Origin of the sequence: Scytonema sp. HK-05 (genome assembly GCF_963872035.1) — a bacterium.
GTDB lineage: Bacteria > Cyanobacteriota > Cyanobacteriia > Cyanobacteriales > Nostocaceae > Kalymmatonema.
This window is the reverse complement of record NZ_CAWMYC010000095.1, coordinates 104,411-122,691: the sequence shown is the minus strand read 5'-3', so window position 1 is coordinate 122,691 and position 18,281 is coordinate 104,411. Positions and strand designations below refer to the sequence as shown.

16 protein-coding genes are annotated in these 18,281 nt (G+C 46.9%); 6 read left to right on the top strand and 10 right to left on the bottom strand.

Going from position 1 to position 18,281, the window contains the following annotated elements; all coding sequences use genetic code 11:
- On the bottom strand, positions 1–453 hold a 453-nt coding region (locus tag AACT52_RS14930; protein WP_337251592.1), incomplete at its 3' end, for an ABC transporter ATP-binding protein.
- Positions 347–904 (bottom strand): ABC transporter transmembrane domain-containing protein, encoded by a 558-nt coding sequence (locus tag AACT52_RS14925; RefSeq protein ID WP_096549447.1) that lies wholly within the window; start codon positions 902–904, stop codon positions 347–349. The genes AACT52_RS14925 and AACT52_RS14930, both read right to left, overlap by 107 nt.
- 10 nt (positions 905–914) lie before the next feature.
- Between AACT52_RS14925 and AACT52_RS14920 the strand changes: the two genes are divergently transcribed.
- Positions 915–1,172, top strand: a complete 258-nt coding sequence (locus AACT52_RS14920; RefSeq protein ID WP_143172792.1) for a hypothetical protein — start codon at positions 915–917, stop codon at positions 1,170–1,172.
- A 101-nt stretch (positions 1,173–1,273) separates the two neighbouring features.
- Here the strand turns inward: AACT52_RS14920 and AACT52_RS14915 are convergent, their stop codons facing one another.
- The gene (locus AACT52_RS14915; RefSeq protein WP_073631770.1) at positions 1,274–2,113 is read right to left on the bottom strand and encodes a M56 family metallopeptidase; all 840 of its coding nucleotides are present in this window, start codon (positions 2,111–2,113) and stop codon (positions 1,274–1,276) included.
- Positions 2,113–2,532, bottom strand: coding sequence for a BlaI/MecI/CopY family transcriptional regulator (locus AACT52_RS14910; protein ID WP_073631769.1), 420 nt, complete (start codon positions 2,530–2,532; stop codon positions 2,113–2,115). Before AACT52_RS14910 ends, AACT52_RS14915 begins: the two co-directional genes overlap by 1 nt.
- Before the next feature lie 321 nt (positions 2,533–2,853).
- Here AACT52_RS14910 and AACT52_RS14905 point away from each other — a divergent pair, with 321 nt between their 5' ends.
- On the top strand, positions 2,854–4,272 hold the full coding sequence (locus AACT52_RS14905; RefSeq protein ID WP_073631767.1) for a pyridoxal phosphate-dependent decarboxylase family protein: 1,419 nt from the start codon (positions 2,854–2,856) through the stop codon (positions 4,270–4,272).
- An 80-nt stretch (positions 4,273–4,352) separates the two neighbouring features.
- The gene (locus AACT52_RS14900) at positions 4,353–5,093 is read left to right on the top strand and encodes a 2-phosphosulfolactate phosphatase family protein (protein WP_073631764.1); all 741 of its coding nucleotides are present in this window, start codon (positions 4,353–4,355) and stop codon (positions 5,091–5,093) included.
- Between the two features lie 251 nt (positions 5,094–5,344).
- Here the strand turns inward: AACT52_RS14900 and AACT52_RS14895 are convergent, their stop codons facing one another.
- The 5 genes from AACT52_RS14895 to AACT52_RS14875 form a co-directional block, all read right to left on the bottom strand.
- A complete protein-coding gene (locus AACT52_RS14895) occupies positions 5,345–5,914 on the bottom strand; it encodes a GNAT family N-acetyltransferase (protein ID WP_073631761.1) in 570 nt (189 codons plus the stop codon).
- Positions 5,915–6,095: 181 nt separating this feature from the next.
- Positions 6,096–7,652 carry a GMC family oxidoreductase gene (locus tag AACT52_RS14890; protein ID WP_073631759.1) on the bottom strand — a complete coding sequence of 519 codons (1,557 nt, stop codon included), beginning with the start codon at positions 7,650–7,652 and terminating at the stop codon, positions 6,096–6,098.
- 118 nt (positions 7,653–7,770) lie between these two features.
- Positions 7,771–9,036, bottom strand: coding sequence for an NAD(P)/FAD-dependent oxidoreductase (locus AACT52_RS14885; protein ID WP_073631757.1), 1,266 nt, complete (start codon positions 9,034–9,036; stop codon positions 7,771–7,773).
- 78 nt (positions 9,037–9,114) lie between these two features.
- Entirely contained in the window at positions 9,115–9,273 is a 159-nt protein-coding gene (locus tag AACT52_RS14880) for a hypothetical protein (RefSeq protein WP_158054643.1), read from the bottom strand.
- Positions 9,274–9,326: 53 nt separating this feature from the next.
- Complete coding sequence (locus tag AACT52_RS14875) at positions 9,327–10,424, bottom strand: PIN-like domain-containing protein (protein ID WP_073631755.1); 1,098 nt, start codon at positions 10,422–10,424, stop codon at positions 9,327–9,329.
- Positions 10,425–10,809: 385 nt separating this feature from the next.
- Between AACT52_RS14875 and AACT52_RS14870 the strand changes: the two genes are divergently transcribed.
- Complete coding sequence (locus tag AACT52_RS14870) at positions 10,810–11,697, top strand: PEP-CTERM sorting domain-containing protein (RefSeq protein ID WP_073631753.1); 888 nt, start codon at positions 10,810–10,812, stop codon at positions 11,695–11,697.
- A 1,233-nt stretch (positions 11,698–12,930) separates the two neighbouring features.
- Positions 12,931–15,714, top strand: a complete 2,784-nt coding sequence (locus tag AACT52_RS14865; protein ID WP_073631749.1) for a two-partner secretion domain-containing protein — start codon at positions 12,931–12,933, stop codon at positions 15,712–15,714.
- A 45-nt stretch (positions 15,715–15,759) separates the two neighbouring features.
- Here AACT52_RS14865 and AACT52_RS14860 read toward each other — a convergent pair whose 3' ends face one another.
- Positions 15,760–16,080 (bottom strand): hypothetical protein, encoded by a 321-nt coding sequence (locus tag AACT52_RS14860; protein ID WP_143172790.1) that lies wholly within the window; start codon positions 16,078–16,080, stop codon positions 15,760–15,762.
- A gap of 238 nt (positions 16,081–16,318) precedes the next feature.
- Between AACT52_RS14860 and AACT52_RS14855 the strand changes: the two genes are divergently transcribed.
- Entirely contained in the window at positions 16,319–17,914 is a 1,596-nt protein-coding gene (locus AACT52_RS14855) for a gamma-glutamyltransferase family protein (protein ID WP_198940921.1), read from the top strand.
- Positions 17,915–18,281 lie beyond the last annotated feature (367 nt).

Sequence of the window (18,281 nt, the reverse complement as noted above, 5' to 3'; positions counted from 1 at the left end):
CTGGCGACTTATCCCCATGTCTAAAGCCAGGGGCTTGCGTCTCGTTTTCCGGTCAAAAATTAGCAATTCTGGTTGACGCACAAACATGCGAGCCGCCGCCGCCCGTTGCAATTGCCCACCCGAGAGTCGCACCCCTTTGGGTCCGAGTAATGTCAATAGCCCCTCAGGCATATCTGCGACATCGCGTTCAAACACTGCCAGTTCGATCGCTTTTGCTAAGTCAATCTTACGCGTATCCAGACCGAGCAGAAGATTGTCCTGAAGTGAATAGCTAAAAAGTTGCGGGATTTGAGGAGTATAAGCGCTACGGGGAGGAACGAAGAAGTTGGCGGGGTCATCGACGAGTTTACCATTCCAGTAAATTGCTCCGGTTTGCTTTGGCAACAACCCCAGCAGTACGCGCAGCAGCGTTGTCTTGCCAGAGCCGATGCGACCGGTGAACCACCAGCACACCTGATAGCAGAATGACATTGCCCAACACCCTGATTGTAAAGTGGGAAAAAAACTGGGAGAGGGCGTTCACATCGCCGTCTACTCGCTCAACCAACTCTCCAGGCGTGCGCGATTTGTGAAACGATAGGTCTAGCTTGAGACAGTGTTCAGCCAAGTCAGCCCGCAGTGCATTTGTCGCTGTCCAAGCGACATTTTCGCCGAAGTATGTAGCGGCAACCCCTAGGGCTTGAGTCACCAATGCCACACTGGTAAACAGAAGGGCAGCGGTGAATAAGCCTTGCTGGGAACCACCGCCAACAGCTGTATCAATAAAGTAGCGCAGAATTTGTGGATTGAGAATTTGCAAGCCAATGCTGCCCAAGAGGGTGATGGCAAGCCAGACGATGCGACTCAGTTGTGGTTTGAGATACTCAACGAGTAAATTCCAGTATTGTTTCAGAGGAATTTTCATTAACTGGACTTTGTTTGCAGAACTACCTACGGTGTATTGGCGATCGCTAAGGCACGAAATCTTTAAAACAGTGAACAGCTACCTACGCAGTGACGCCTGCTATGGTGGGGGATTTAAACCCGCCCTCCGGGTATGCCTTCGGCACGTCTTCGACGAACGCCACTTGCTCTACTTGGGGAAACCCCAAGACCGCAGTGGCTCACCACCAACGCTCTCTGGTCCAATTGGTGGGGGACTTAAACATGCAAAGGATGAAACTGATAACTGATAACTGATAACTGATAACTGGTAACTGTTAAAATAGGGTGCGTTAACTAAGTCACGCACCCTACCATATAGCTATGTCTCTAGACAGATGCCGGTAATGAATTAAGTGTGAAACATGACAGTCACCAGAGGCAGGAACGCCAAGAGAAAACCATTCCAAGACTGTAATTGAACTTCTGGAATTGGTTCTGGCTGTGCTAACAATGCTTCTATCCTCTGTTCTAAACGCTCTACGCCACTGGAACCCAAAGCTGCACAAAAAATTTCTGAGGATACAGGTGAACTGCTGACTACCAACAAAAGAGATTCTGCAAGCAGCAGGGGATCTACTTGTGAAGCTGCGTGTGCATCGGCTCGTAGTTCGCGCAAGATTAACAATTCTTGCCACAAAGCTTCTGTATTTGGCAACCAAGCAGTGCAGGAACGCACCCAACCCAACCAGAAAAACCAGAATGTGTCTCGGTAATGGTAATGCCCTTGTTCGTGGGCTAAGACAGTTTCCAATTGTTCTGGTGAAAGAGTTTGCAGCAGTCCCTGGCTAAGGACGAGTTCGGGTTGCCAAAAACCGATTTGACCCGCAAACAGCGCCTTTGTGTCCAAAAGCCGGGCTTGTTTCCCTGTAAGATTAACCAAGGGACAGTTGCGGGTAGATTTCACAGACTGCCATCCTCCCCATGCCAGTTTTATGCACAAAACGGCAAAAAAAGCAAGAGAGCTTAATGCTAGTACATAGCTAAACCAACCTGTGTGCAACCCGCTCATTTTACCTTGGGGTCCCATGCATATAAGGGCGATCGCCGTCATGAAAATGAGCAACGGGGGAAAGAGAAATAAAAAGAGCGTTGTTTGCCATCGCTGACTCCAAGAGCCTTGGGGTCGTCTCCATTGGCATCTTGTCCAGCAAGCAATGAAGAAAGCAGCCACAATCATGATGAGATGCATTATTTTTCCTCCCTGGCTTGGCGTGCGGCTTGAATGCGTTTGGCGATCGCTTGTATTTGCTCGGAAGCAGTTTCATCGAGACTATCTGCAAAAGCAGCGATCACATCGGGATTACCCACCGCCAGAAATCGCTGCAACTGTTCGTGTGCTCTGATGACGTCTGCTTGTTGCTTTGTCACCAATGGTCGCCAATAGTATGCTCGCCCTTTTGTGTTGCAAGCTAGCCAACCTTTGTCGGTAAGGCGACGCAGCACGGTGGTTACAGATGTATACGCTAGTTCGCGGTTGGGGTCAGTGAGAATGCGATCGTGTACATCCTTCACTGTAGCCGCACCCAGTTCCCAGATAATATTCAAAATTTCTGCTTCCAACGGGCCTACGGACAGTTGTTTAGGGCGATAGTTAGGTAAAGGTGCCATATCAATTTAGAATAGGGGGTTATGAGTTGTACAGATGCGTCATCTAGCCTCAGTTTGGTAGTGCAGGGATTGAACGCCAAACACAGCTTTTTCAAGTCTGTTCTTTTCTCAGATTACACGTTGATTGAAAATTACTGTGTTAATAAAAGAAATATTGAATAACTTAAAGACGTGCCATAAGACGTGACGCCAGTCGCTGTGAGAGCGGGAAACCCTCGTGCAGCGCTGGCTCGCTATGGCACGTCTCTACATTGTTTTTCGCAGATGTCTAATCTAGTAGACAATTGATTTGGAAGTTTTGCAATTTTGTTGAGGATTGCTGTGACGCCTGAAGAATTTCGCCGCATAGGTCATCAGTTAATCGATTGGATCGCTGACTATCGCTCCTCAATCGATGAGTTTCCTGTCATGTCTCAAGTCGAACCGGGTTCAATCCGCGCCCACTTCAGTGCCACACCCCCAGAGGTTGGTGAATCTCTCGACGCCAACTTTATCGACGACTTAGAACGCATTATCTTACCAGGCATAACTCACTGGAACCATCCGAGCTTTTTTGCGTACTTCCCGTCAAATGCCAGCCTTAGCGCAGTTTTGGGCGACCTCTTGAGTACTGGTTTGGGCGCACAGGGGATGCTCTGGCAAACAAGCCCAGCCGCAACTGAACTTGAAGAAGTCGTCGTTGACTGGTTGCGACAACTCGTTGGCTTAAGCGAAAATTTCGTCGGCGTGATTCATGATACTGCTTCTACTGCAAACCTGGTGGCGCTGTTGTGCGCCAGAGAGCGGAGTACGAACTATTCCCAGACTCAAGGCGGTTTGCAAGCAGAACAAGCTCCCCTGACTGTGTACACCTCTAGCGAGTCTCACAGTTCGGTGGAAAAGGCAGCGTTGCTTGCAGGGTTTGGTCGGGTGAACGTACGGGCAATTGAAACCGACGACGAACACGCGATGGATGCGATCGCGCTTGAGGGGGCAATCAATTTTGATATTGAGCGCGGCTTGCGCCCTTGTGCTGTTGTCGCCACGATTGGTACTACTCCCACCACCGCCCTTGACCCACTTGACAAGATAGCTCAGATTGCGCGATCGCACAATCTATGGCTCCATGTAGACGCCGCCCTCGCTGGTGCAGCGATGATTTTACCGGAATGCCGTTCTATGTGGACAGGTATCGAGTACGCCGATTCACTCGTCTGGAACCCCCACAAGTGGCTTGGTGCGGCGTTCGACTGTTCGCTGTACTACGTGCGTGACCCCGAACACCTGATCCGTGTGATGTCTACGAACGCCAGTTACCTCCAAACGCCTGCTGACGGTCAAGTGAAGAATTTCCGCGACTGGGGCATCCCTCTCGGGAGGAGATTTCGCGCCTTGAAGCTGTGGCTGCTCATTCGTTCTTCTGGTGCCGAGGGGTTGCGCGATCGCTTGCGCCGCGACCTCAAGAACGCACAGTGGTTGCGTGAGCAGGTGGACTCCACCCCAAACTGGGAACGTGTCGCGCCCGTACCCTTGCAAACTGTGTGCGTGCGTCACGTCCCACCTGGTATGACTCCTGACGAGGTGGACGTTCACACCCTTGATTGGGTTTCGCGGATAAATCGTTCTGGCAAGGCTTTCTTAACACCTGCAAAACTCAAAGGTCGCTGGATGGTACGTGTTTCAATTGGAGCTGAACCCACCGAACACGCTCACGTCGAAGCGCTTTGGCTACTGATGCGCCGCGAAGCGGAGTGTCAGTAGACACTATGGTTGGTGACGCTAACTGGTTAAAATGTTATCTCGTGAGTATTAAATACTATTAAATCAGGTGAATCCAGCGCGTGAAGCTATTCGTTTACCACACTCCGGAATTGACTCCAACAGATAAAGTGCCAGATTGCGCGATCGCAGTCGATGTACTACGAGCTACTACAACAATGGCGACAGTCTTAGCAGCTGGCGGCGAAGCAGTCCAAGTCTTCAGTGATTTGGATAAACTCATGGAGGAGAGCGAAAAATGGTCTGCTGAAAAACGCCTGCGAGCTGGAGAACGCGGCGGTGCAAAAGTTTCTGGCTTTGAATTGGGGAATTCTCCTCTCGACTGTACAAAAGAACTCGTGCAAGGACGGCGGTTGTTTATTAGTACCACCAATGGCACCCGTGCTTTACAAAGAATACAATACGCCAAAGCTGTACTAGCTGCTGCTTTTGTCAACCGTGCTGCGGTAGTGCAATATGTGTTGCAAAAGCAACCAGAAACAGTTTGGATAGTTGGTTCAGGTTGGGAAGGCAGTTTTTCTCTAGAAGATACAGCTTGTGCAGGTGCGATCGCCCACAGTGTTGTCCAGCAAACCAACTTCCCACTCGACGACTTGGCTGGTAATGATGAAGTTATAGACGCGATCGCTCTTTACTCCCAATGGCAAGACAACCTATTGGGACTTTTCCATCTTGCCAGTCACGGTAAACGTCTACTGCGTCTGAACTGTCATGAAGACCTGAAATATTGTTCTCAAACTGATATTTTAGATGTCTTGCCCATACAGCAAGAACCAGGAGTGTTAAAAAATTATAATCAATAAATATTGATTAAACTGAGTGGGACTGGTGACAGTCTCGCTCTCGTTTCATTAAAGCATCTCCAACAGCTTTGGCAGTCAAGCGTGTACTTTGCGTGGCTGTAAAACACAACTTACGGCTTGAATCAAACATATGCGCTTTCAAATAAATTGATTAGGACTTACGCAAAATTATGAAAAAACGAACCGCAAAGGACGCAAAGGACACGAAGAAATAAGAGTTTCACGACTAGTTCTTGCGTAAGTCCTATTGATTAGGAGTGTGGTAAAGGCGGCACTGTGAATGCAAGCATGACGTAGGATTTGCCGTTAAACTCAAAGTCTGTGAGCAACTCCATACCAAGTTTTTGAGTATGCGCCCGTAATGAGCGCGGATTGTCCTTTGCCACAAAAGCAACGCCAGCATTGAATCGTGTTGCTATTTGAGCTAGAAGTGCTTGAAACAAACCTTGTAAGACACCAGTCCCACGGTAAGCAGTCGCAATACACACCGGACCATACAAAAAGGAATGATAATTGCTCAAAGGCTGCCCCTGAAAGAAGGTTTCCTGATACAAGCTCATCATATGTTTGAGCAACGGAAACTGCACAGAGTATTCTTGAGTTGTTCCGCAAACATATCCAACCACTAACTTCTCCTGCACAGCGACAATGACTGCCAAGTCTTCGTTTATTGCTGCAAGCTGAGAATCGTCCATATCAATTGATACAAAGCCATTCTGCCGCGACTGATCAGATAAGTTGGAAAAGAGATTCTTTCTATGCAGAACGAGAATGTCAGGATAATCACCTGCTGATGCCCGTCTGAAAATGATGTCCGTCATGGTTATTGAGGTTAAGCTTATATCAAGTTCGCTTAATCGCTTATAAATGGCGCATTCACCCCACCCGCCCTATCGGGCACCCTCCCCGATTCATGGGGAGGGTTGGAGAGGGGTACTTTTTTATAAGTCTTCATCTGAACATGATATTACACGCTATCAAGCGAAAAGAGGTGACACATCATCACAGCTTCGTTAACTCCAATCCTTGATATGAAACACGACCTGCGGCTTTAATCAAATCAGCTGCCTTTTCGCCAATCATAATTGTGGGTGCATTCGTATTTCCCGTAGTGAGAGTTGGCATAATCGACGCATCCACAACACGCAAGCCCTCAACACCATGTACCCGCAATTCGGGGTCTACCACCGCCATTGGGTCAGTGCCCATCTTGCAGGTGCCGACAGGGTGGTAAATAGTATCACAGGCTTGTCGAATGTAAGCTTTGATGTCTTCATCGCTTGTCACGTTGACACCAGGAGCAACTTCTTCACCCAAGAACTCATCAAACGCTCCTGAATGAGCAAGAGTTCGCGAAATTTTAATTCCTTCTACTAGCACTTGCAGGTCTTCCTCACTCTGAAGATAGTTCATCCGGATTCTCGGCGAATCTTTAGGGGAAGAAGAACGCAGGCTGACACTACCGCGACTCTGGGGATGAACCAGACATGGCGCAATGGAAAATCCCGAACCCGTGCGAGCAAACTCAGGTCGCACCCACAACACTGGACCAAAGTGAAACTGTAAATTTGGCGCAGCGTCTAATTTATTCTCAGTATGTAGGAATAACCCAGCTTCCCCAATGTTGCTGGTTGGCGCAGGTTGCACGTCCTGAGTGGCAAGGTAGGCGACACTAACACATAGGTGGTCTTGAAGATTTTGACCCACACCAGGTAAATCAACGACAGGGGAAATTCCTAATGTACGCAAATCTTCTGCATTGCCAATTCCGGACAGCATCAGCAGTTTCGGCGAATCGAACGCGCCAGCAGAAAGAATGACTTCCTGGTTCACAAACGATTGATGTATCGTTCCATTATGCAGATACTCTACCCCAACTGTGCGTGTCCCCTCAAACAGTAAACGGGTGACTAACGCTCCTGTTTGGGTTGTCAAATTTGGGCGGTGTAAAATTGGATGCAGGAACGCAACAGCAGTACTTTGCCGTCTGCCTTCAAAGAAGGTAAGCTGAAAAATTCCCGCGCCATCCTGAATCGCTCCATTGAAGTCAGGATTGTGATCGTAGCCCGTTGCTACGGCTGCTTCCACAAAGCGTTGTGATACTAAACTAGGAGCAACTGCATCAGCCACGTTCAATGGTCCATCAACACCGTGGAATTGGGACGCACCACGCTGCTGGTTCTCAGATTTTTTAAAGTATGGCAACACATCTTGGTAACTCCAACCCGGATTGCCTAATTCCTGCCAGTGGTTGAAATCGTAACGGTTGCCTCGGATATAGATCATGGCGTTGATCGAACTGCTGCCACCCAGGACTTTGCCACGCGGACAATAAATTTTGCGCCCATTGAGATACGGTTCTTCTTCAGTGAAATATGCCCAATCCACCTCCGTGCCCCATAGTTGCGTCCAGTGTGTAGGAATGTGGATCTCTGGTTTGGTATCAGGACTACCAGCTTCGAGCAACAACACAGTTGTTTCACCATCTTCCGTCAAACGATTGGCGACCACACAGCCCGCCGAGCCAGCACCAATGACCACATAATCGTATTGAGTCATCACATCCTCAGTTGTGTGTTGGTTTTGTCAGTTGTCTCTATTGTTAAATAATTTTCAGAAAAATGAACTTATGCAGTTGGGGAAGCAGTTATAGGGATGACGTTGCGATTGAAGGGACTCAAATAGTTAAGTTTTCTTGCCGCACCATTGCTAACCCTGCTAAATATCCGGTTGTCCAAGCACTTTGGAAGTTAAAGCCGCCAGTGACACCATCGATATCCAAAATCTCTCCAGCAAAGTGAAGCCCTGGAACTAACTTACTTTCCATTGTTTTAAAGTTGACTTCCTTGAGGGTAACACCGCCACAGGTGACAAATTCTTCCTTAAAAACTCCTTTGCCCTTGATTTGGTATTGCCCTTGGGTAAGTTCTTGCACCAACTGATTGAGTGTTTTGTTAGATAGTTCTGCCCAACGGTCTTCTGGAGTGATACCTGCACGAAAAATAATATACTGCCAGAGGCGATGCGGTAAGTCAACGCCGCGATGCAATGCGATCGCCCGCTTCGCCCATTCATTTTTGACTGCTAACAATTTTTCCCGGACTTCTTCTGGCTTAAGATCGCCTAGCCAATTAATCTGTAAAGTTGCTTGATAATTGCTTGAATGCAACACTCTCGCAGCCCAAGCAGATAGTTTTAGCACAGCTGGACCACTGAAACCCCAATGGGTAATGAGCAATGGTCCGGTTTGCTCTAGTTGGGGCTTTCCTGGTACGCTTAAGCGCAACCGCACAGAGTTGACACTCACACCAGCCAACTTCAAAACTTTTTCATCACGAATGTTGAAAGTAAATAAAGAGGGGACTGGTGGTTCAATTGTATGTCCCAACGCCTGAGCTATTTTATACCCTACAGGATTGCTGCCCGTAGCAACGAGTAGGCGATCGCACTCCAAAGTTTCTCCCGACTTAAGAAGAATTTCAAACACAGTGCTGTGTTCAGAACCCTGAGTTCTAAATATTTTCACTGAAGCAACAAATATCCCAGTACGTATTTCTACCCCTGTTGCTTTAGCTGTATTTATCAGACAGTTCACGATAGTTTCGGAATTATCAGTGATGGGAAACATCCTTCCATCAGCTTCGGTTTTCAGCGGTACTCCGTGCTGAGCAAACCAGGCTATTGTATCTTTAGCTTGAAAGCGAGTGAACGCACCTAGCAAAGCTTTCCCGCCTCTGGGATAATTTTGTACCAACTCTGATGGGTTAAAACAAGCTTGAGTAACATTGCAGCGTCCTCCGCCAGAAATGCGGACTTTTGCCAGGACTTCACGACTGGCTTCGAGTATTGTAACTTTTGCGTGGGGGTTGGCTTCCGCTGCGGCGATCGCACCAAAAAAACCAGCTGCGCCACCACCGACAACGACTACCCGTAAAGGTTTCACTTTTTCCGTTCTCCTCTCATTCCTTGGCGTCCTCCGTGTCCCTGGCGGTTCATTTTAACAGTTACCAGTTATCAGTTATCAGTTATCAGTTTCATCCGAAAGGTTTAAGTCCCCCACCAAGAGCACCGAAAGCGTTGGTGGTGAGCCACTGCGGTCTTGGGGTTTCCCCAAGTAGAGCAAGTGGCGAACCCGGAGGGCGGGTTTAAATCCCCCACCATACGCCTGTTCACTGTTCACTGTTCACTGTTCACTGTTTTAAAGAGGACTCCCATAGCTTATCTATTGTATTGCTAACTTACCTTATGGTAGGGGTAAACATCTTTAATGTTGGCATTGAAATACTTGCCATGTGATGGAGCACTCATTAACCCTGCGTAAACTGTAGCAGGAACGTCTTTATACTGATAGATTTCTCCCTTTTGAAACTCAATTTCCAGAACTTGATTCAACTCATCATATCCAACACTACGCAGATACTCTGACTCAACTGCTATTCGCTTATTAACTGTTCTCTGAAGTACTATTTCTCTAACTTCTTGAACAACTTGCGGCTGAACTGGCAACTCAAGAAACTTCTCAGCGTAATCTAAAAATTGGTCGCTATGATACATATAAAATTGAAATTTATCGTTCCCAACTTCAGATATAATTTCTTGAATTAAATCCGGTCTTGGTTCCAGTGTTTCTCCCTTATACTTTAACCACCAATCCTCTTTATTATCATCTGTGACAAAGATGAGCGGTCTTTGTTGAACTTTTGCATAATCTATTAATTGAAACCAAAGAATCACATCACCATAGCTTTTGGGAACAGGTTTATTAGCATCTTTGTATCCTGGTGGCTTGTGATACTGGAATCGTTTCTCAGCTTTCTGATAGTAAATATTTTCTAGTTCTTCTTCAGTGTAAGGCTGACCAACTTTACCCTCAAACAAATCAGATAGCTGTTCTCGAAGTTCGTCATATTCAAGATAATTCGGGTGATGGTCTTGAGCTATGCTAATTTGAGATATCACTTTTTCTATCACTTGTTCAATATCTTCTAAAATTTCCTGAGTATTGATAAATGGATGCCGTTTGTATTCCTGAAAATCGTTTCTTATGTCTTGAAGTTTTTCATTTAAAGTTTTCTCGATTCTTTCATATGCTTTCACATACCTTTCTATAACATAGACTCGATTCTTTTGGTACTCATAACCCACTTGATAAGGTATCCAAATTCTTTCTTGTAGCCGCGTCAGAATTTCAAAAAATCTGGCTCGCGTTTCTGGCGTATAACAGTAAATGTGTAATAAAACATTAGTATCAAAAGAAAAAATACAATTTTTCCAAATTTCAGATAATTCTTCCGCCGTAGGTTTATAGTAGCCACGAAATAAATTTCGCATATCCAGTTTCTAAATTTACGATAATGGGAGTAGGCTGGAAAACATTCTTGCAAAGCAGAAAGTGCAAGGTCTTTTTTCTAGAATGTGGTTACAGCGTATTGATTCATCTATCTAGAGACTTAGTTAGTTAAAATTTCAGTCCCTCAAGCTTCAGCTATGATCCAGAAATGAGAAGTTTCTGCCTGGTATGAGGACTAATTGAGAATTCGGCTTGCAGACATATAATGTAATTTTATATACATAGATTGTGAATACATAGTAAATATACTATATTAAATATAATATTTTCATAAAGTTAATCAGCCAATTCTTGTAATTTCTGGACTCAACAGCATAGTATTCAGCCTGAGAAGTTAATATGTGGGTGCTAACCTGCAAAGGCACAATGTTTACCAAGAAAGTCGTCACAGCAACTGGCTTGTACCAAGCTATTGGTAAAGGATGCAATGAAAACAAGTCTTCGATGAGTTTGAATAAAATGAGACAAAACTTAACAAAGACTACAGCCGTTGCTGCAGTTATCGGGGTTGCAACTTGTCTATTTCCGGCGATCGCTCAAGCGCAACTAGCAACCGATCAAGCTCAAGCGCAACAAGCGCAACCAGTGATATCTCTCGACTCAACATCGACCCTTATAGCTGAAGACGAGCCGAATTTAGAGGCAAATGTTCGTCAAATTTCGTTTGTTTTAAATACCTCTGTTCAGGATACTGAACCAGCAGACCTCAACGTAGGAAAGTTCCCTGAAGCTATTCAAAACTTTAGAATTGATAGCAACGACGACAATCTCGACCTATTTCGTGAATCTGGAACTCTGACGACATCTAGACTTACGATAGATCCTAGTACTAGTGAAGTATTACCCAGAATTCCAGACTTTGACGGCGACAACATTCGATTTGACAGAGATATCGTGCCTGATGGTACTTTTAACAATGACTGGTTAAGGTTTGATGCTACGTTTCCCAACACCCCTACAACATTGACTTTGTTCATTCCATCCACTGATCCGAGTCTAATTAATTCGCTATCCGGTTTAGATGAGATTTTACTATCAGGTCGGGTACAAGCAGTGGTAAGTCGTCCCGGTGTTGATCGACCACGAAATGTAGCAAGATTTCTGGCAAGCAACCCTGATCGTAACAGACAAGCCTTAAATTTCAGAGTTGCCACAGTCCCCGAACCTACTGCTACAGCTAGTTTGCTTGGCTTAGGAACTTTGGGTGCCATATCACTGTTGAAGCGGAACAAGCGTTTGAAGAAGTCTGTTTAACTGAGATCTTGCAATTGCAACAGTGAGGAGGCTCAGCCTCCAAACCCTCGTTAGCAGGTTGAACCTGGTAACGAGATATTAGAGCCTCTGGCTCTTGTTGGGTGCAAGATCTGAATGTGAAGTACCCCTTTTTGCTTCGCTGAAAAAGGGGCTTCCAATTTCAACTACAACAACGACGGTCTTATTCGTATGAATGGGTTTCCCGCTTCATCCGCCGATGCCTCCTCAAACACGCCAGAACCCTAGGTCGGGAAACCCTCCTGCAGTACTGGCTCCCGTGTTTGATTTGGTCTTACTCCGCGTCCACAGGCAGAACCTCGCCTCCCGCAAGGTTATAACTTTACGTACATTCCTGTGTGGCTTATTTTTTACCGCTTTAGTCCCCGGTTCCATTCCTACACCGGGGGATGAGAGCGAGGGCAGAATTTTGGCATTGCTGAATCATATCATGTTCGGCTAATTAGTTATGATTCCCACGTTGACTGCACCCCACACGCCAGTCGCCTAGGTCGGGAAACCCTCGTGCAGCGCTGGCTCCCCTTTATCCCCTCCCCGCAAGCCTACCGTGTACACACAAGTCGGAGTGGCTTGTTCAACCCGCGTTTTACCCCCCTTAATCCCCCCGATGTATTGGGGGGAAACTGGAAAATCTTGTTCCCTCCCCTTTGCAAGGGGAGGGTTAGGGTGGGGTAATTCGAGGACTGGTAGTGATTCAATCGCTTGTGTGTACACCGTAGCCCCGCAAGCGGTCCGGGGACGTGAAGCCTAGCTTTACGGGGGCTAGGGGTCCCCTCTGGGGTTGGGGGACTCGGGGTCCCCTTTGGGGATAGGGGGAAAGGGGGTTCTTCAGCAATGATAAGTAATCAACCGAACCTGATATCAAAATATGATTTTCAAAATTCTTATTGATGTAGAGACGTTGTATGCAACGTCTCTACAGGGATTTGCTGGAAATTGAACATCGTACTACAATCATATTTCATGCTCCAATTTAGCAACGCCAATTTTTTAATAATTCTTAATAATACCATACAAAATCTAATTTTTTATTTTTATAAAGTTAATTAGCGAATTCTTGCAATTTCCCCAGTCAGCAGCTTAGTATCCTGCTAAAAAGTGATTGTGGGTGTTGACCTACCCAAGCATAATGTTTACCAGGAAAATCGGGATAGCAACGAGCTTATACCAAGCTATCGGATTTATTCAAACCATTAAATAACATAGGTTTTAAGAATGGTGAAAATTCAGCTTTTGAAACTCTGCCCATTCCGATTCTGGACTTTTAGTGGAAGTGCCTTGTTTTGGCTGTTAGCCTCCTACCCCGTATCAGCACAGACACAGAATATCGCTCCAGATACAACGCTTCCTACCAATACAATCGTTACACCCTCTGGTAAGACCTTCGAGATCACTGGCGGAACTCAAAAGCAGGGCAACCTGTTCCACAGCTTCAACGAGTTTTCCGTCCCTAATGGTGGGCAAGCTTTCTTTAAAAATGCTGGTGATATTCAGAACATAATTAGTCGTGTCACAGGTAGGTCAGTTTCTAATATTGATGGGTTGATTCGCACCCTAGGTATGGCTAACCTGTTTTTGATTAACCCAAATGGAATTGTATTTGGACTAAATGCTCGTTTGGAAATTGGGGGTTCGTTTGTAGCGAGTACAGCGAACAGTCTGAGATTTGCCGATGGCACAGAATTTAGCGCGACCAATCCTCAAGCTTCCCCTCTGTTAACGATTAGTGTTCCTCTTGGGCTGCAATTTGGCTCAAATCCTGGAGAGATTGTTAATCGATCCCAAGTAGTCAATAGTTTTGGCTATCCTGGTCTGCAAGTCCCCTCCGGCAAAACCTTGGCACTTGTAGGCGGTAACGTGTCCATAGAAAAGGGTGGCAATTTAACAGGAGTAGATGGAAGAATTGAGCTAGGTAGCGTTGGGACGGGTTTCGTTAATCTGACTGAAAGCCCACAAGGCTATGCTTTGGGATATTCCGGCGTGCAGAACTTCCAGGATATTAAACTCTCTGATGGCGCTCGGGTTGTTGCTGCTAGCCTTATGGGGGGCGGCGGTATTCAGGTACACGGCAGGAACATCAACCTTACGAGTGGTGCCCAAATACGTTCTTTCAACTCAGGTGCAGGCACAGGAGGAAATCTGACAGTAGACGCTGCTGAGTCTGTCAACTTGAGTGGACTTAACACTAGATTAGAGACTGAGGCTCAAGGTACTGAGTCTGCTGGCAACTTAACAATCACAACTAGGAAGCTAACAGTTACAGATGGTGCATCTATACGAACTCCTAGTAATGGTTCGGGTAAAGCTGGGGATTTACTGGTGAGAGCAAGCGATTCTGTAGAACTATCAGGGTCTAACAGTGGCTTGTTTGGACTTGTCCAATTACGCGTTACAGGCAACGCTGGAAACCTGACTGTTGAAACTGGACGACTGACAATCCGAGATGGAGCACGCATATCGGCTTCAACATCTGGGGCGGGTCGAGCCGGGGATATACAAGTAACAGCAAGTGATAATATAGAACTGGTGGGGGCGGGACCAACAGGTTTAGGTAGTGGCATTTTTTCTCAAGCCGGAACGAGAGTCATCGAAAATACAGGTGATGCAGGAAATGTGACCATTAAAACCCAACGGCTAAGAGTCGAGGGCGGAGCAAAGATATCCACAGCTACCTTTTCAAGCGGAAATGCAGGGGATTTAACCATAAACGCCCCAGATTCGATTACATTAAGCGGCGCTAATCAACGTGCCACAGACAACCCTACGGATACTAATCGCAGTGGCATTTTTGTTTCTGCTGAACGAGGAGCTAGGGGTAATGTCGGAAATTTGACCATAAACACTGGACTGCTAAGTGTTGAAAATGGAGCCAAAATATCAGCGGATAATTTAGGTTCGGGTCAAAGAGAAACCCAGTCCGCCATCAACGTTAGGCAGTTAGTTATTAGCAACGGAGGACAGATCAGGTCAGGCTCATTTGCTTCTGGTCCAGGCGGAACGTTGACTGTAAAGGCTGACGAGTTTGTCAATGTCATTGGCGAGGGACCCCTTGGTATCAGCACTTTGTCTGCTCAAGCTTTTCCAGAAGCTTCTGGAAAAGCTGGCGACTTGAATATTACAACCAGGAGTTTGAATGTCCAAGATGGGGCAACAGTGAGTGTGAGCGGGGAAGGACCTGATTCTGCTGCTGGCAATTTGACTGTTACAGCGAACGACCTTCGCCTCGACGGAGGAAAAATCACTGCGAGAACCAACGCCGGAGAAGAAGCGGCGAATATCACGCTACGAAACTTAAACCTGTTGTTGATGCAAAATGGAAGTCAGATTTCTGCCCAAGCTTTCAACAATGCCAACGGGGGGAACATCAATATCGATGCTCGAAATGGTTCTGTGGTTGCCGTTCCTGGGCAAAACAATGACATTATTGCTAGTGCCGTTCGAGGTCGAGGTGGCGACATTACCATCACAACCTCTGGCATCTTCGGAATTGAGGAGCGAAAGCAAACAGAAGAAACCAATGACAATGACAATGACATAGATGCCAGTTCAGACTTTGGCTTGGCGGGTAGCGTGAATATCAACAGACCAGATGTTGAACCGAACTTAATCTTGCCGGAACTGCCCACACTTCTAGTTGATACCTCAGCGCTAGTCAACACTGGCTGTGCTGCCTTTGCTAATTCACAAGGTAATAGTTTTACCATCACTGGACGCGGCGGATTACCCCCCAGCCCTTACGAACCCCTCAGCCCTGATGTGGTTTGGTCTGATACTCGCATTCCTAACATTACAGCACAGCGCTCCCAAATCACCACTCCCCCACCCTCTGACAGTCATGTAGCTGCAATTGTGCCTGCTACTGGTTGGGTGTTCAACGGCAAAGGTCAAGTCACTCTCATCTCCAATGCATCACCAAAAATAGAAGGGCGGAAGCCCGAAGGCAATTTTAATTGTCGTCCAATATCCACCGAACACAATACGAAAAATCTGCGACAATAAGTATATGCCAAAATTGGAAACGCACTGTTGACCCGACAGGAACGGCTATCCAGTAGGCAAGAGGCGGCGAGTTGTCTCGTAAATGGGTAGAAGCATATTGCTTGCCCCAGACGGCAACCCAATGTGTTTCAGGGGCGTGGGGGTGAGTACACCCTCTGTGAATCGTAACCACGCCTGGAGGCTCGGAAAGTAGTGTTTCGGAACCTGAACAGGAACTAAGCCGCTACCGTACAGGGCTACGAAAAGCCTCCGGCTTCTAGCCGTGGGGAATGCGTTACGTACCCCTGGTTTAGGATCTACTCCTGCTAAATGTCCTAAACAGTAAATAGCAAAAAACAGGATTTTGGTGATATAATGTCCGCTCAATTACCGAGAAATCGTGGAAAACCCCACCCCGCTTTTGGCGACGCCAAAGTTCCCCTCCCCGCTTGCGGGGAGGGGTTAGGGGTGGGGTTCTGTAATTATCGGTAATTTGCCGGACATGATATGAAATGGTATGCCACTTGTTTTACCCCGTTTTGGGGAACTCGAAAACAGTGGTAACAAATTGTAAAGAATGTGAGTAGCTTACGTTAAAAAATAGCCACAACTCAGCAAATCGCCCTTGCTATTACGAAACCTCACGGACTACCCCTACCCAAGTACCCGACGAGCTGTTATGGGGACTCGCGGTGCTGTCGCGACAAGTCAACCGTTGGCTGCTATGGCTGGGATGGAGATGTTATGGGCTGGGGGAAACGCGGTGGATGCTGCTGTGGCAATGGCGATCGCCTTGACGGTAGTAGAACCCACGGGCAACGGTATTGGTTCAGATGCTTTTGCCTTAGTTTGGGACGGGCAAATGCACGGTTTAAATGCTTCTGGTAAAAGCCCGCAAAATCTGACTTTAGAACAGTTTGCCGGACTCAAGGCTGTGCCACAAATTGACTGGCGTGCTGTTACCGTACCAGGTGCTGTTTCTGGATGGCGGACATTGTGGGAACGTTGGGGACGCCTGCCTTTTGAGCAGTTATTTGCACCAGCGATTCGCTATGCCGAGCAAGGTTTCCCCGTATCGCCAGTCACATCACTTCTTTGGAAGCAAGCAGAAAAAATTTTCCTCCCCCTAACAGGTGCTGAATTTGCGCCGTTTAAAGAAGTTTTTTTCCCTCACAATAGAGCACCAGCCGCCGGAGAAATTTGGCATTCCCAAGCTCATGCTGATACACTGCGGGAAATAGCTGCTACTGGTGGCGAAAGCTTTTACCGAGGTAGACTTGCTGAACGCATAGCTAACTTTGCCGCAGACACTGGCGGATACTTGATTGCCAGTGACTTAGCTGCACATCAACCCCACTGGGTAACACCAATCTCAACTAACTACCGAGGAATCACCGTTTGGGAACTACCACCCAACACCCAAGGTATTGCAACTTTAATTGCTTTAAATATTCTCTCTGGCTTTGATTTGTCCAAAATCAAACGCGAATCACCTGAAAGCTACCACTTGCAAATTGAGGCATTGAAACTTGCCTTTGCTGATTTGTACAAGTACATTGCAGACGAGCCTTTTCTACAAGTTTCTTCGTCGCAGCTTCTCGAGTTGGATTATGCAGCTTCTCGTCGCTCTTTGATTGGGGAAAAGGCAATTCCCACAGCGAACCCAGGATTACCGAAAGGTGGAACTGTGTATCTCGCGGCGGCTGATGGTGAATTGATGATATCTTTGATCCAATCTAACTACTTTGGTTTTGGAAGTGGCATTCTTCCTGCTGGCACTGGCATTGCACTGCAAAATCGGGGATGCGGATTTACCTTAGAGTCAGGGCATCCCAACCAGCTAGCACCAGGAAAGCGCCCTCTGCATACAATTATTCCTGGTTTTTTGACTCAAGATCATCAACCGATTGGACCATTCGGTGTGATGGGTAGAGCTATGCAACCTCAGGGACATCTGCAAGTCGTGGTTAATTTGGTGGATTATGGCATGAATCCCCAAGCTGCTTTGGACGCTCCCAGATGGCAGTTTACCGAAGATTCTACAGTTCTTGTAGAGCAAAGTGTAGCCTCTAATATAGTACAGGGACTACAAAAGCGCGGTCATAATGTGGTGCCAAGTCCAAAGGAATTTTTTGGTAAAGGTCAAATTATCTTGAAGCAGAATCAAGTGCTCATTGCTGCCAGTGAGCCTCGTGCTGATGGTTTAGCCGTTGCTTGGTGAAACTATAGCGCAACTCAATTGAATGAAGTACAAATTTATCTGTGTCCATCTGTACGGCAGTTGCTTCAACGGGGGGAACCCCCCTTCGGGTTCGCAGTCCCCTACGGCGGGAAACCCGCCTGCAGGGCTGTCTCACCGCAACGCACTGCCTCGTCCATCTGTGGTTCTTATTTCTTAATGTATTGCACTCAACTCCCGAACCGCTATAACCTTATAGCAGGGTAGAACCAGCTCTTTCAAAATGTCTGATTTCTGCCTTTTGTCTGATGCGCTGTATGCACAGATGGACTCATATCAAGTCCGGTTGAATACTTATCATTACCCGAATAACCCCACCCCGTAAAGCTGCGCTTCACCTCCCCTCCCC

Excerpts from the sequence above, each read along its gene's own strand:
- AACT52_RS14915 (WP_073631770.1), bottom strand. The coding sequence starts at position 2,113 with ATGCATCTCATCATGATTGTGGCTGCTTTCTTCATTGCTTGCTGGACA.
- AACT52_RS14875 (WP_073631755.1), bottom strand. The coding sequence starts at position 10,424 with ATGCGAAATTTATTTCGTGGCTACTATAAACCTACGGCGGAAGAATTA.
- AACT52_RS14895 (WP_073631761.1), bottom strand. The coding sequence starts at position 5,914 with ATGACGGACATCATTTTCAGACGGGCATCAGCAGGTGATTATCCTGAC.
- AACT52_RS14925 (WP_096549447.1), bottom strand. The coding sequence starts at position 904 with ATGAAAATTCCTCTGAAACAATACTGGAATTTACTCGTTGAGTATCTC.
- AACT52_RS14870 (WP_073631753.1), top strand. The coding sequence starts at position 10,810 with ATGTTTACCAAGAAAGTCGTCACAGCAACTGGCTTGTACCAAGCTATT.
- AACT52_RS14865 (WP_073631749.1), top strand. The coding sequence starts at position 12,931 with ATGGTGAAAATTCAGCTTTTGAAACTCTGCCCATTCCGATTCTGGACT.
- AACT52_RS14910 (WP_073631769.1), bottom strand. The coding sequence starts at position 2,532 with ATGGCACCTTTACCTAACTATCGCCCTAAACAACTGTCCGTAGGCCCG.
- AACT52_RS14890 (WP_073631759.1), bottom strand. The coding sequence starts at position 7,652 with ATGACTCAATACGATTATGTGGTCATTGGTGCTGGCTCGGCGGGCTGT.